Annotated in this window: 17 protein-coding genes; 13 read left to right on the forward strand and 4 right to left on the reverse strand. The window is 26.2% G+C overall.

Annotated elements, in window-relative coordinates:
• Nucleotides 1-24: 24 nt before the first annotated feature.
• The gene (locus ACFEL5_RS04320; RefSeq protein ID WP_375315064.1) at nucleotides 25-1,356 is read left to right on the forward strand and encodes an ankyrin repeat domain-containing protein; all 1,332 of its coding nucleotides are present in this window, start codon (nucleotides 25-27) and stop codon (nucleotides 1,354-1,356) included.
• A gap of 127 nt (nucleotides 1,357-1,483) precedes the next feature.
• Here the strand turns inward: ACFEL5_RS04320 and ACFEL5_RS04325 are convergent, their stop codons facing one another.
• Nucleotides 1,484-2,428 carry an IS30 family transposase gene (locus ACFEL5_RS04325; RefSeq protein WP_375315065.1) on the reverse strand — a complete coding sequence of 315 codons (945 nt, stop codon included), beginning with the start codon at nucleotides 2,426-2,428 and terminating at the stop codon, nucleotides 1,484-1,486.
• Nucleotides 2,429-2,623: 195 nt separating this feature from the next.
• Here ACFEL5_RS04325 and ACFEL5_RS04330 point away from each other — a divergent pair, with 195 nt between their 5' ends.
• Nucleotides 2,624-2,875 (forward strand): hypothetical protein, encoded by a 252-nt coding sequence (locus ACFEL5_RS04330; protein WP_375315066.1) that lies wholly within the window; start codon nucleotides 2,624-2,626, stop codon nucleotides 2,873-2,875.
• Here the strand turns inward: ACFEL5_RS04330 and ACFEL5_RS04335 are convergent.
• Nucleotides 2,872-3,294 (reverse strand): transposase family protein, encoded by a 423-nt coding sequence (locus tag ACFEL5_RS04335; protein WP_342224593.1) that lies wholly within the window; start codon nucleotides 3,292-3,294, stop codon nucleotides 2,872-2,874. The two genes, ACFEL5_RS04330 and ACFEL5_RS04335, sit on opposite strands and share 4 nt — an antisense overlap.
• Nucleotides 3,295-3,296: 2 nt before the next feature.
• Nucleotides 3,297-3,689 carry a transposase family protein gene (locus tag ACFEL5_RS04340; RefSeq protein ID WP_375315019.1) on the reverse strand — a complete coding sequence of 131 codons (393 nt, stop codon included), beginning with the start codon at nucleotides 3,687-3,689 and terminating at the stop codon, nucleotides 3,297-3,299.
• 467 nt (nucleotides 3,690-4,156) lie between these two features.
• Between ACFEL5_RS04340 and ACFEL5_RS04345 the strand changes: the two genes are divergently transcribed.
• The 10 genes from ACFEL5_RS04345 to ACFEL5_RS04390 all read left to right on the forward strand — a co-directional run bounded on the left by ACFEL5_RS04345 (nucleotide 4,157) and on the right by ACFEL5_RS04390 (nucleotide 12,180).
• Entirely contained in the window at nucleotides 4,157-4,357 is a 201-nt protein-coding gene (locus ACFEL5_RS04345; protein ID WP_375315067.1) for an ankyrin repeat domain-containing protein, read from the forward strand.
• 159 nt (nucleotides 4,358-4,516) lie between these two features.
• The gene (locus ACFEL5_RS04350; protein ID WP_338966716.1) at nucleotides 4,517-5,461 is read left to right on the forward strand and encodes an IS30 family transposase; all 945 of its coding nucleotides are present in this window, start codon (nucleotides 4,517-4,519) and stop codon (nucleotides 5,459-5,461) included.
• Between the two features lie 49 nt (nucleotides 5,462-5,510).
• Nucleotides 5,511-6,551 (forward strand): hypothetical protein, encoded by a 1,041-nt coding sequence (locus tag ACFEL5_RS04355; RefSeq protein ID WP_375315068.1) that lies wholly within the window; start codon nucleotides 5,511-5,513, stop codon nucleotides 6,549-6,551.
• Between the two features lie 153 nt (nucleotides 6,552-6,704).
• Complete coding sequence (thyA, locus tag ACFEL5_RS04360) at nucleotides 6,705-7,574, forward strand: thymidylate synthase (protein ID WP_338968514.1); 870 nt, start codon at nucleotides 6,705-6,707, stop codon at nucleotides 7,572-7,574.
• Nucleotides 7,575-7,576: 2 nt separating this feature from the next.
• Entirely contained in the window at nucleotides 7,577-8,062 is a 486-nt protein-coding gene (locus tag ACFEL5_RS04365) for a dihydrofolate reductase (protein ID WP_342189426.1), read from the forward strand.
• On the forward strand, nucleotides 8,055-8,804 hold the full coding sequence (locus ACFEL5_RS04370; RefSeq protein ID WP_338968518.1) for a lysophospholipid acyltransferase family protein: 750 nt from the start codon (nucleotides 8,055-8,057) through the stop codon (nucleotides 8,802-8,804). The genes ACFEL5_RS04365 and ACFEL5_RS04370 overlap by 8 nt, the downstream gene beginning before the upstream one ends.
• 5 nt (nucleotides 8,805-8,809) lie before the next feature.
• Nucleotides 8,810-10,108, forward strand: coding sequence for a thymidine phosphorylase (locus tag ACFEL5_RS04375; protein ID WP_375315069.1), 1,299 nt, complete (start codon nucleotides 8,810-8,812; stop codon nucleotides 10,106-10,108).
• Nucleotides 10,109-10,137: 29 nt separating this feature from the next.
• Entirely contained in the window at nucleotides 10,138-10,905 is a 768-nt protein-coding gene (locus ACFEL5_RS04380) for a segregation and condensation protein A (protein WP_338968522.1), read from the forward strand.
• On the forward strand, nucleotides 10,898-11,443 hold the full coding sequence (gene scpB / locus ACFEL5_RS04385) for an SMC-Scp complex subunit ScpB (RefSeq protein ID WP_338968945.1): 546 nt from the start codon (nucleotides 10,898-10,900) through the stop codon (nucleotides 11,441-11,443). The genes ACFEL5_RS04380 and scpB overlap by 8 nt, the downstream gene beginning before the upstream one ends.
• Before the next feature lie 11 nt (nucleotides 11,444-11,454).
• Nucleotides 11,455-12,180, forward strand: coding sequence for a pseudouridine synthase (locus tag ACFEL5_RS04390; protein WP_375315070.1), 726 nt, complete (start codon nucleotides 11,455-11,457; stop codon nucleotides 12,178-12,180).
• Between the two features lie 3 nt (nucleotides 12,181-12,183).
• On the opposite strand, the gene ACFEL5_RS04395 is transcribed toward ACFEL5_RS04390, so the two are convergent.
• Nucleotides 12,184-12,735, reverse strand: coding sequence for an inorganic diphosphatase (locus ACFEL5_RS04395; RefSeq protein ID WP_375315071.1), 552 nt, complete (start codon nucleotides 12,733-12,735; stop codon nucleotides 12,184-12,186).
• A gap of 89 nt (nucleotides 12,736-12,824) precedes the next feature.
• Here ACFEL5_RS04395 and ACFEL5_RS04400 point away from each other — a divergent pair, with 89 nt between their 5' ends.
• Nucleotides 12,825-13,478 carry a hypothetical protein gene (locus ACFEL5_RS04400; RefSeq protein ID WP_342189424.1) on the forward strand — a complete coding sequence of 218 codons (654 nt, stop codon included), beginning with the start codon at nucleotides 12,825-12,827 and terminating at the stop codon, nucleotides 13,476-13,478.
• The last annotated feature ends 15 nt before the right edge of the window (nucleotides 13,479-13,493 follow it).

The following is a 13,493-nucleotide window of genomic DNA, read 5'->3' on the forward strand; positions in this document are numbered from 1 at the left end:
AATCTTAATAAAGAAAATTACAAAATGCCTAATATTATTAAAGATGAATATTATAAATTTCGTAATGATTATTTGCTTTTTTTAGATATGGATGAAGATATTGAACAAATAAAATTAAATTTTAAGGTCATTGAGGTTGATAAGCGTATTGCTGTAAAATTAACTAATACTAATATGACAATTAGTTATAAGTTTTGTTATTGGACGAAGTCAAATAATAGAGATTCATTAAAATGTATGGAAAATTTATTAAAGTTAGGGGCTGACCCGAATGCCGTAGCATTTTCTGGTTTTGGTAGAAATCCACTTCATTTAGCTAAAAATAGTGATAAAATAAATCTTTTGTTAGATAATGGTGCTAATATTAATCTTCAAAATGTATTTGGCGATACTGCCCTTTTAATAAATACAAGAAAACATCTCATTTGTTATTCGCGTCATAATGTGAAAAATTATCTTATCAATGTACAAACTTTATTGAATCGTGGCGCTAATATTTATATTAGGAATCGTGATGGTATGAATTTTGGTAAGTTAATTGCTGATTCTAGATCTTTAAGCGGTAAAAAAGCAATTATGGAAGTAGTTAATAAATACAAAATTAATATTGAACAGTTAGCAAAAAGAGCCGTAGATGAAGCATCACAACTTCAGACATTAGAAGAACAAAATAGTCTAAGAACAGTTAATGAATCGGTAAGAAAATTAAGTGCCGAGCAATATGCGAGGAACAGGTTTGAGCAAGAAAGCGAGCGTGTAGGAGTAAATTTCTCAGAAGATGCTTTTTTAGAACCGTCGTCTTGTTCAGTAGCAAATTCATTGGCAATTAAAAATGAAATTGAAGATTTTCAACCTGATACAATGAATTTTGCCCTTAGTAATTTTAATAACTATCGAATGGATTTTGAAGTTGATGCTGTTGATGATTGTCAAATGGATTTTGAAGTTGAACAAAGTTATACTTTACCTGCGTTGTCAGACACTACTCTAAAAACTATTAAACTTAAAGATATTTCTTTGCAAACATACAAAAAAGAACCAACAAGAAAGTTCATCAACAAAAGTGTTAAAGAATGAGACAAGCAACAACAAGCATGGCCAAGAGAAACAGAACAACTAAAAAAAGAAGCAACATCATTTAAACAATTGCAAACAGATAGAGAATGGGCCGTAAGAACTAAAGCACGAGACAGGCAAGAATTTTTAAAACAGAAAAATAAATTAGTTCAATATGAAAAAATGCAAGAAGCAAAAGAAAAAAGAAAGTTAGAAAATAGTCGTAAACTTGAAGCAGAGACTGTCAAAGTAGCAAAAAAAAGTAGAGAGAAAAAAACAAAAAGAAAACTTCTTATCTAGTTAAAATTTAATTTAAAATAATTAGCAAAGTAATGGTATTTAATTAGACGAGGAGAGATTATATATCGGACAAAATATTAGTAAAGAAGATAGCAAAAAAAATGCCAAATTGTAAAGTTAAGTGCAACTAAATTATTTTTCTAACCAAATATTCGATTGGCGAAAGATAATTTAGTATTTTTCTTGGTCTTTGGTTTAAAGACAATATAAATTTATGAACTGCATTTTTAGTAGTGTTTGAAAAATTAAATTTTTTAGGAAATTTTTCTCTAATTAAACCATTAGTATTTTCATTAGTACCTCTTTGTCAAGGTGAATATGCATCAGCAAAATAAATTTTCACATTTAAATTTTTTTCAAGTTGTTGTCAATTAGCAAATTCTTTACCCCTATCAAATGTTATAGTCTTAACAAGATTATTTGGAAGAATTGATAAATAATGACTAATATTTTTGTTAATAACTTTAGTAGTTCTATTTTCAACTAATATTGCTAAAGTAAATCTTGATGTTCTTTCAACTAAAGTTATTAAACATGATTTACTTTTACCTCGTGATGATACTACAGTATCACCTTCTCAATGGCCAAGAGTTATGCGATTATTAACATTTCGTTCTTCAATGGATTTACCATTAAATTTACCCCGATTTTCTTGAGATTTTCGTTTCTTACCTTTTCTTCTTAAATTTTTACTAGTAACCTTTTCAAGTAATCCAGAATAAATTCAATTGTAAATTGTTTTAAAACTAATAATTCATTCTTGATGAAAATTTTTAATTCTGCCATAAATTTGTTCAGGCGATCAACCTAATAATAATTTTTGTTGTACATATTTTACTAATTCTCTATTTTTAAATTTATGAAAATAAACATGTAATTGTTTTCTATTTTCTGCTTTATTTTGTGCAATTAATGAAAAATAATGATTATTATCTTTATTTCTATTAACTTCTCGATTAATAGTACTAATACTTCGATTAAGATTTTTAGCTATTTCACTAATTTTTACTTTAAATTTCAATTGATTCTCAATATAAATTCTTTCATCTATGCCAAGATGTTTGTATCCCATATAAAAACTCCTTAAATTTACTTTTTCTAAAATAAACTTAGCATCATGAAATTTTTATATGAAATCTTTTGCAATTTTATTTACTTGCACTTACAAGTATAATTCAGCGAATATATTAAATTTGATATTTTATCAAAAATGAAGACTTTTAAAGTTTGAATATTAATAAATGAAAGAGGAGATGAAATAAATAACTTGGAATATATTTATTATTGAATTCCTGATGAGAAATTGTTTGACTTTGAAATCTATAAGCGAATAAGAAGTCTTTCTAAATTAGTTAAAATTAATGATATTTTAGGTTTTAAAGAAAAGTATGAAGCAATAACAAATTATAATTTTGTTAATAGTGCTATTGAATATTATGTCGGAAATTATCATCAAATTTTTTCAAGAAAAAAATTTGATGTTGATTTTTTAATAGACTTGGTACATAACTATAACTAGCTTAATTCAAAATTATATATTCCTGAAATTAAGTTAAATCGTAATCCAAATCTTCTAATCTTATTGCGATAACGATAAACTAGTATTTTAAATCTTTTTAATCTAGCAAAAACATGTTCAATGGCAATTCTAACTTTACTTAAAAAGCTATTATATTCCTTTTTATCTGGATTTAAGGGATTATTTTTACTCTTTTTAATTGGCAATAATGTATTTTTATGAACATTTTGCAAACCTTGATAGCCTGAATCGGCAATTAATTCTAATTTTGGATTTATAAGTGTATTTGATTTTAAAAATAACTTATAATCATGAATACTGCCATAACAAAAATCTACTGAAATAATTTTATTGTTAAATAAATCAATAATTATTTGTGATTTTAATGAATGTTGCCTTTTCTTACCAGAAAATAATAATTTTAGTTTTTTTTAATTCTTTCAATTGGAATTTCTGTAGCATCAATTGCTAATAAATTATTATTAGTAACTTTATGTTCCAATAATATCTTTTTGCCAGGTATATGAAAGTGACTATTTTTTATTAGAGTATTTTCAACTCAAAAGATATTACGAATACAACTAACATGACTAATATTATATTTTTTTGCAATAATACGATATGTACTATATTCTTTTCAGTATTCTAAAGTCATAAGTAATCTTTGCTCTATTGATAATTTATTTGGTCTACCACCAATTTGTTTTTGTTTAGCTTTAGCTTCTTTTAAAATTTCTACCATTTTCATGAAAGTTTTATATTTTATGCCTATTAGACTATAAAATTCATTTTCGTCTTTGTATTTATCTAACATTTGTACTTCACCTAGTAAATAATATTATCAAAATAGTAGATAAAATTAAAGGTTATGTACCAAGTCTAATGAATAAAACAAGGAAAATGTTAAATTTTTTTAAAAAAATCTATTTACAAGGTGAGAGTTTTGAACAATTTCTCCAAAGATAAGGCAATAGTTAAAGAACAATAATAATTAATGAAAAGAAACGATTTAATGGAACTTGAAAAAAATATTTATAATGCGTAAAAATAATAATTTAGAATTGCTATCCTTATTAATTTCAAAGGGAGCTAATATTAAAAATAATAATGATAATACCCTGCTTCATATTCCAATAATAGACTTGGTACATAACTATAACATTTTATGCCGACTAAACTATAAAATTCATTTTTATCTTTGTATTTATCTAACATTTGTATTTCATCTAAAAAATAATTATCAAAATAGTAGATAAAATTAAAGGTTATGTACCAAGTCTAATGTTGAATTGTGTCAGAGATGCAAAATTATTATCAGCAAGTGGTGCTAATATTGAAATGATTGAATTAATCTTAGAAAAGGGCGCTGATGCTAATATCAAAGATAATGCTGGTAGGTCGGCACTTTATTTTGCTAGAATAAGAAAAAATTTAGATATAATTAATCTTTTATTAGCAAATGGGACAAATTTAAATATCTAAAAATTAAGAAATTTTAATTATCTAAATAGTAAATAAATAGTAATTTATTAAGCTGAATTATACTTGTAAGTGCAAGTAAATAAAATTGCAAAAGATTTCATATAAAAATTTCATGATGCTAAGTTTATTTTAGAAAAAGTAAATTTAAGGAGTTTTTATATGGGATACAAACATCTTGGCATAGATGAAAGAATTTATATTGAGAATCAATTGAAATTTAAAGTAAAAATTAGTGAAATAGCTAAAAATCTTAATCGAAGTATTAGTACTATTAATCGAGAAGTTAATAGAAATAAAGATAATAATCATTATTTTTCATTAATTGCACAAAATAAAGCAGAAAATAGAAAACAATTACATGTTTATTTTCATAAATTTAAAAATAGAGAATTAGTAAAATATGTACAACAAAAATTATTATTAGGTTGATCGCCTGAACAAATTTATGGCAGAATTAAAAATTTTCATCAAGAATGAATTATTAGTTTTAAAACAATTTACAATTGAATTTATTCTGGATTACTTGAAAAGGTTACTAGTAAAAATTTAAGAAGAAAAGGTAAGAAACGAAAATCTCAAGAAAATCGGGGTAAATTTAATGGTAAATCCATTAAAGAACGAAATGTTAATAATCGCATAACTCTTGGCCATTGAGAAGGTGATACTGTAGTATCATCACGAGGTAAAAGTAAATCATGTTTAATAACTTTAGTTGAAAGAACATCAAGATTTACTTTAGCAATATTAGTTGAAAATAGAACTACTAAAGTTATTAACAAAAATATTAGTCATTATTTATCAATTCTTCCAAATAATCTTGTTAAGACTATAACATTTGATAGGGGTAAAGAATTTGCTAATTGACAACAACTTGAAAAAAATTTAAATGTGAAAATTTATTTTGCTGATGCATATTCACCTTGACAAAGAGGTACTAATGAAAATACTAATGGTTTAATTAGAGAAAAATTTCCTAAAAAATTTAATTTTTCAAACACTACTAAAAATGCAGTTCATAAATTTATATTGTCTTTAAACCAAAGACCAAGAAAAATACTAAATTATCTTTCGCCAATCGAATATTTGGTTAGAAAAATAATTTAGTTGCACTTAACTTTACAATTTGGCTTAAAAATAAAGGGAGAGAATATTTATGAATGAAAAAATTAGTGCGGAAATAACAAAACGCATCAATGAATATATTAAATTTGATGTTTTATTAAAAATGAAAGATTTTCAATTATGAAAAGTTACCAATGCTTGTCAAGAAGTAAAACAATATGCCTATATTAATCTTTTGTGTGCTCAAATTAATAAACGGTTTAAAAATGATTCTGCTACCAATCAATCAATTGAAAACTTAATTCGGTTAACTAAACTTAATGATGTTGTTGGGTTTAAAGTAGCGTATCAAAAATTAACAAATTATAATTTTGAAGCCGTTGCTATTAAAAGTCTTAAAGAGCACTATATGCATTTTATGTTTGATAATGAATATGGAATATATTTTCAATTTAAAAATTATAATTTTAATAGTTTTATTGACTTTATGCAAATAAGAGAAAATAATCATCGTTTATTTTCAGAACCAAAGGTAGGACAAAGAGCTGTGCCCGATGAATTAGATAAAGGTATGGGCAAAAACGAACAATGTACGATAGTTAAACGCCAAGCGCCACCTGTGCCCCCAAAACCAGCAATGAAACCATTAAATATGTTAGATAGTGATGAACTTCGTAATGCGATTGTTAATGATTCTAACCAACCAAATGCGCAACGAAATAATTGAAATCCTTATGATAAAGTTGCTACAGTATTGACCAAAAATAAAGAAGGAATTGCTACTAAGCGTCAGGCGCCACCTGTGCCTGTAAAGCCAGCAATGAAACCAGTAAATTGACAAGCAAAAAATGAACAAGGAGCAAAGTCTAATTTAGAAATGGACGATTTGAAAATGACTCTTAATCGGGAAATAGAACAAGTGGTCGCAAAAAGAAATGAGTGCAATCTTTATCAAGATGAGTTTGATAGTAATGGGAATTTTAGAACATTAGACAATGGAAATAAAGAATATGGTAATTCGCAATTAGCAAGTATATTAAATCCTGTGGTTGAAGAATTTAAACAAAAATATAACATTGGGAATTGTAAAACTTTAGATGAAAAGCCAGACGATGAATTTACTGCCCTGTAATTGTTAAAAATAAAATTTTATAACTAAGAAATCATAGTAGCTAAGGTAATTTTAAATTACCTTAGCTTTTTACTTTTTATTAAGCGTAATAGTTTGTTATTAGATTTTATGTTAAAATTAAAAACAGAATAGAAATTATCGTGAGGTGAAACAATGGAGCAGTATTTAAGTTTATGTCGTCAGATATTAGAAAAAGGTCAAAATAAACCTAATCGTACCCTTATTGATACAATTAGTTTTTTTGGTTATCAAATGCGGTTTGATTTACAAAAAGGGTTTCCACTATTAACAACAAAAAAAGTATATTTAAAAGCTGTTATTTATGAATTATTATGATTTATTAAAGGTGATACTAATATTAGAACATTAGTTCAAAATAATGTTAATATTTGAAATGAGTGACCGTATAAAAAATATCAAAATTCACCTGATTTTAAAGGTGAGCAATTACAAGATTTTATTTCTAAAATTAAAAATGATGAGCAATTTGCTAAAAAATATGGTGATTTAGGTCCAGTTTATGGTAAACAATGGCGAAATTTTAATGGTATGGATCAATTAAAAAATTTAGAAAAGCAATTAAAAGATAATCCCCATTCACGAAGACATATTTTATCTAGTTGAAATCCTGAGGAAATTGAAGAAATGGCATTACCGCCTTGTCATACATTATTTCAATTTTATGTTAGTGCTGACAATAAATTATCTTGTCAGTTATATCAAAGAAGTGCTGATGTATTTTTAGGTGTTCCTTTTAATATTGCTAGTTATGCTTTATTAACTTATATGCTAGCATCTGTTTGTGGGTATGAAGTTGGTGATTTTGTGCATACAATTGGTGATGCGCATATTTATACTAATCATTTAGAACAAATAAATGAACAATTAACAAGACCTCCAAAAAAATTAGGCAAATTAATAATTAATCGTTCAGTAACTTCAATTTTTGATTTTAAATATGAAGATTTTTCATTATTAGATTATGAATCGCATCCGGCGATAAAAGGACAAGTGGCAGTTTAATTATGGTAATTTTGGTATGAGCAATGGATAAGAATGGTGTTATTGGTAAAGATAATAAATTGCCGTGGTGTTTAAATCAAGAATTACAATATTTTAAAGAAATTACTATCGGAAAAACAATTTTAATGGGAAGAAAAACTTTTGCTAGTTTAAAAGTTAAACCTTTATCACAAAGAAAAACTATTGTTGTTAGTTGAAATCCTAATTATGAATTTAATCATCCTGATGTAATTGTGAGTAATGATTTAGAAGGGATTTTAAAACAATATGAGCATAGTGGTGATGACTTATATGTTTGTGGGGGGGCTTTGATTTATCAAATCGCAATCCCCTATGCCAGCAAATTATTTGTTTCACTTATTAATGATTCATATGGAGGCGATACTTATTTTCCAGAAATTGATTTCCATCAATTTAAAGAAATTAGTAAGAAACAATATGATAAATTTGTTGGATTAATTTATGAAAGGAAAGTTACTAATGAATAAATGAAGAGTAATAATTACATTGCCATATTTGCTACAAACTTTAAGAAAAGCAAAAAAAATGACAAAGAAAGTGCTTCGTGATCCTAATTCAGTATCAGAAGAATATCGTTATAAATGATTGCAAAAGCGAGCGCGATATTTTGCATGGTTATATAATGTTAAAGTTTATCCCCAAGGATTAGAAAATTGAGTTAATAATAAGGGATGTGTGATGATTGCCAATCATCAATCAAATTTTGATGCTTTATTATTACTTTTAATTAATGATTTTAGTAAATTTGCTCCCTTAGCATTCATTGCTAAGCAAGAATTACAAGAACATAAAATATTTAAACGCTTTGTACAATTAATTGATGTGTTATTTTTAGATCGTAATAATCCAAGGCAAGCATTAGAAGTTTTTAGTGATGCGAAAATGTTAATTCGTGTCCCACGAACAATGGTTATTTTTCCAGAAGGAACGAGAAGTAATAGTTCAACAGTACAAGAATTTAAGCCAGCAGCACTTAGAATTGCGTATCAAGCATATGTTCCAATTATTCCGGTTGCTATTATTAATTCGTATGAAGTTTTTAATAAAAAATCTCAAGGAAAGAAAAAAATTTATCTTGTGATTCAAAAACCATTAGACCCTGCTAATTTTATTAATATTACTACTGATAATTTAGCAAGAAATATGCAAAGTAATATTCAAAAAATCATTAATAATTTTAATTTAAAAAATAAGGATGAAAAAAAATAATGTGAATGTTAGATTTAATTAATAAGAAAAAACAAAATCAACAATTAACAACAAAAGAAATTGATTTTATTATTAGTGGTTTTACTAAGGGTGATATTCCTGATTATCAAATGAGTGCTTTTTTAATGACTGTTTGATTTAATGGTTTAAATAATCAAGAAACATTTGATTTAACAAAATCATTAATTAATTCTGGTGATTCATTAGATTTATCATCAATTAGTGGTTTTAAAGCTGATAAACATTCTACAGGTGGTGTTGGTGATAAAATAAGTTTACTTTATGCTCCTTTGTTAGCAAGTTTTGGCATTAAGGTAGCAAAAATTTCTGGAAGAGGATTAGAACAAACTGGTGGAACAATTGATAAGTTAGAAGCGATTCCTAATTTTAATGTTAATTTGCAATGAAATGATTTTTTAAAAGTAATTAATGAATACGGAATGAGTATTATTAGTCAAACGCAAGATTTTACTCCGGCTGATAAGAAAGTTTATGCTTTAAGAGATACTACGGGAACTGTTGATTCCATCCCTTTAATAGCAGCCAGTATTATGGCTAAGAAAATTGCTATGGGTAGTGATGGTCTTGTTTTAGATGTTAAGTGTGGTAATGGTGCTTTTATGAGTAATTTAAATGATGCTAAAAAATTAGCAAGACTAATGTTACAAATTGCTCAAGAATTAAAGGTTAAAACCGCTGTTATTATTAGTGATATGAATCAACCATTAGGAAGAATGATTGGTAACATTTGTGAAGTTTATGAAGCATATGAATTTTTACAAGGTAAAAATCAAGATTCAGCATTGTTAGAACTTGTAACCTCTCTAAGTGCAATTAGTTTATTACAAGCAGAAATTTGTAGTAATTTTGATGAAGCAAAACAAAAATGTATTGAGCAACTAAAATCATTAGCGCCATTGAATATTTTTAAACAATTTATTAAACAGCAATCTGGTGATATTGATTTTGTTACTAATTTTGTTTGAAAAGATGCTGTTAAATTTGTTATTGAAATTAAGGCATCAGTTTCAGGATTTGTTAATTTTCATAACTGTTATGGTTTAGGTAATTTAGCAATGCATTTAGGAGCAGGAAGAGAAACAAATTATTCATCAATTGATTATATGGCCGGAATTTTTATTAATAAAAAAACCCAAGAAAAGGTTAATGCTAATGAAACGGTATTAACTTTATATACTAATATTAATAATGTCAGTGAGTTTACAGCAATGGCAAAAGAATTATTTACAATTGAACAATCTTTACCGCTAATTAATAATATTATTTATGAAATAATGCAATAAGATAATTAAGATAAGGTGGATAACTAAATATGAGTAAATATCTGATTAACATTGATAATTTTCAAGGACCATTAGATTTACTTTTACATTTAATTAAAGAAAAAAATCTTGATATCTTTACTGTTGATGTTAGTATGATTACAACGCAATATTTAGATTATTTAAATAAAATGGAAACATTAAATTTAGATATTGCTAGTGAATATTTAACAATGGCAGCATATCTTTTGGAATTAAAATCACGGCGATTATTACAACAGACTAATTTAGAAGAAGATAATAGTGATTATGAAGCCGATAATCGTCAAGAATTAATTCAAAAATTATTAGAATATCAAACTATTAAAGAAACAACTGGTTTTTTTAAAGAACAAGAAATTGTTCGTCAGCAAGTTTTTACGAGACCAGCAATTGTTTCTAATTCTCAACAATATGCATCGTTAGCAAAGGAAACTAATTGAGATTTTAACTTAGAGCAGTTGAGTTTTCAATTACAAGAAGTGTATAAAAGGTATCAATTAAATATGCCAATAACAACACGCGTGGCTAAACAACAAATATCACCACAAAAGCGGGCATCAGAAATTTTTAATTTTTTAAAACAAAATCCCCAAAAAAGTTATAATCTTTATGATATTTTTGTTGAAAGTGATAATATTACAAATAATTTGCTTGTTGTTAGTTTTAGTGCCATTTTGGATTTAGTTCGTAGTCAGCAAATATACATTGAACAAGCAGATATGTTTGCTCCCATCACATTAAAATATCGAGGTGAATTTAGTGAAGAAAATGAATAATTATGCTTTAATGGAAGGATTAATTTTTATTGCTGGTGAAGAAGGCATTAGTAATCAAAAAATTGCTAAAAAGTTAAATCTTAGTCTTAATCTTGTTAATGAAATGTTAATTACTATCCAACAGCAGTTAGAAGCGGATGAATCGCGAGGCATAGCATTAATGAATAATAATAATGTTTTTAAGTTTATGACAAAACAAGAACATTTTAATATTTATGAATCATTAGTTATTGAGCAAACTAGTAAATTATCAACGGCTGCATTAGAAACGCTAGCAATTATTGCTTATAAAGGTCCAATAGTAAAAAGTGAAATTGAAAGTATTCGTGGTGTTAGCAGTGATTTTATGGTTGCTAAATTAAAAGCCCGAGAATTAATTGTTGAATTGGGAAGAAGTGATGCTCCGGGGCGACCAATATTATATGGTGTGAGTCAATATTTTTTAGATTATTTTAATTTATCTTCGTTAGATAAATTACCACCATTACCAGAATCTTTTTTTGATAAAGATGAAGACACTAATTTGTTTATTAATTAAGGATAATGATAATGAAAAAAGAACGATTACAAAAAATAATTGCTATGCGTGGTTATTGTTCACGGCGAAAAGCAGAACAATTAATTTTAGCAGGTAAAGTTGCAGTTAATGAACAAATTATTACGGAATTAGGATTTAAAGTTGAAGTAAATGCTAAAATTACTGTTAATGGTGAATTATTGCCAGCAGAACAAGAAAATATTTATTTAGCTTTTAATAAACCAATTGGCTGTATTACTTCTTTGGATGACCCCCTCGGAAGAAAAACTGTCTTTGATTATTTACAAGATATTACTGTGCGAATTTATCCGATTGGCAGATTAGATTATTATACTAGTGGGTTATTATTATTAACTAATGATGGTAATTTTGCTAATTTAATTATGCATCCAACCCACGGCATTAATAAAGTTTATGAAGTAGCGGTTAAAGGTAAAATTACTTCCACAACGATTAATAATTTATTTGATGATGATTTTTTAGCTAAAGCAGTACAAGTTAAATTATTAAGAGTAAATAGTAAGCAACAATCTTATATGTTAGCAATAACAATTCAAGATGGTCACAATCAACAAATTCGGAAAATGATTAAAGCAATAAATGGTAAAGTTTTAGCATTAAAACGGGTTGCTGTGGGAATATTAACCCTTAGTGGTATTAGTGAAGGTCATTATCGGTTATTAACAAATAATGAAGTTAAGCAATTAGAAATAATGGCGAAAAAAAATAATCCTTAGGGATTATTTTTGTATTTCTTTAAATTTTTCTAGTAATTTTTCTTTTCCTTCATTAATTAGAAGTTCGTTATATTTAGTATATAGTTCACGACAATGAGCTAACTCTTTTAAAGCTCATTGCTCATCTTTTCATTCTTTAACAATAACTGCTTTTTTTTGTAACTGTTTATATTGGATAAAGAAATTTTTAATTTTTGCTAAAGTATGTTCAGGAACATCTTTTAAAGATTTAAGATGATTAAAATGCGGGTCATCGGCTAAAACACCAAATAGCTTAGTATCAATTTCACCACCATCAATCATTTCTAAGGCTCCAAGAATTCTAACATTGGCTTGACATCCAGCAATTGTTGGATATGTTGCTAAAGCAATAACATCAAGCGGATCACCATCTCAGTCTAAAGTATTTTCAATACAACCATATTCGGCAGGATAAACATTAGCACCATATAAAACACGATCTAAAATAATTCTTTTAGTTTCAAAATTATATTCATATTTGTTACTACTACCAGTAGTAATTTCAATAATTACAGGAACGCTATTATTTTCCATTAATAAATTTTCTCCTTTTCTTTATTTGTAAAAATATTATACAATAAATATGTTGAAATAACGGTAATTAATTAAGGAGTAATAAATTAATGAGAAAGACAACAAGATTGTTATGAGTAACATTTAAAAATGATAGTCAATTAACAATTAAAAAGCTAGTTTTAATTGCTAATTTTTTAGCTATTTGTTTATTAGTGGGTTATATTAGTAAATTTATTCCGCCTTTATTTTTGCCTTACTTAAAATTAGAATTTATTGATGTTTTTATTATTATTGCTTTTCCGTTTTTAGGAATTATTTATACTTATTTTTTAGTATTTTTAATTCCTTGAATGTTAATGCTAATTACTAGTGTTAGTGGTCCAATTGCTTATTTAGCTTTAATGTTAGCAACAGGAGGATTTTATTCAATATTTTTAATTGTCCAAATACCATTATTTTTTATTATTCAATTTTGTGGATGAACAAAAAATAGTTCTGGTAAATTTTTAACAATTATTGTTTGAATTATTAGTATTTTTTTAGCAGCCATCATTAATTCATTTTGAATGACTTTTTTAAATTGAGCTTTTATTTTGGAATTATATGGGATGGCATCTTTACGAAATCAATTATTTGTAGTTTTTTTACCATTTAATTTAATAAAATTTTGTTTGGAAGCTTTAGTTTATAGTTTAATCATAACAGCAACTTGACCATTAATTGAAAAAAATGCTAACGCAAGTTATTATATTTTATTATAATTATATTAGAGAAAT

This window comes from Spiroplasma endosymbiont of Tipula paludosa (genome assembly GCF_964264785.1).
Lineage (GTDB): Bacteria > Bacillota_I > Bacilli_A > Mycoplasmatales > Nriv7 > Nriv7.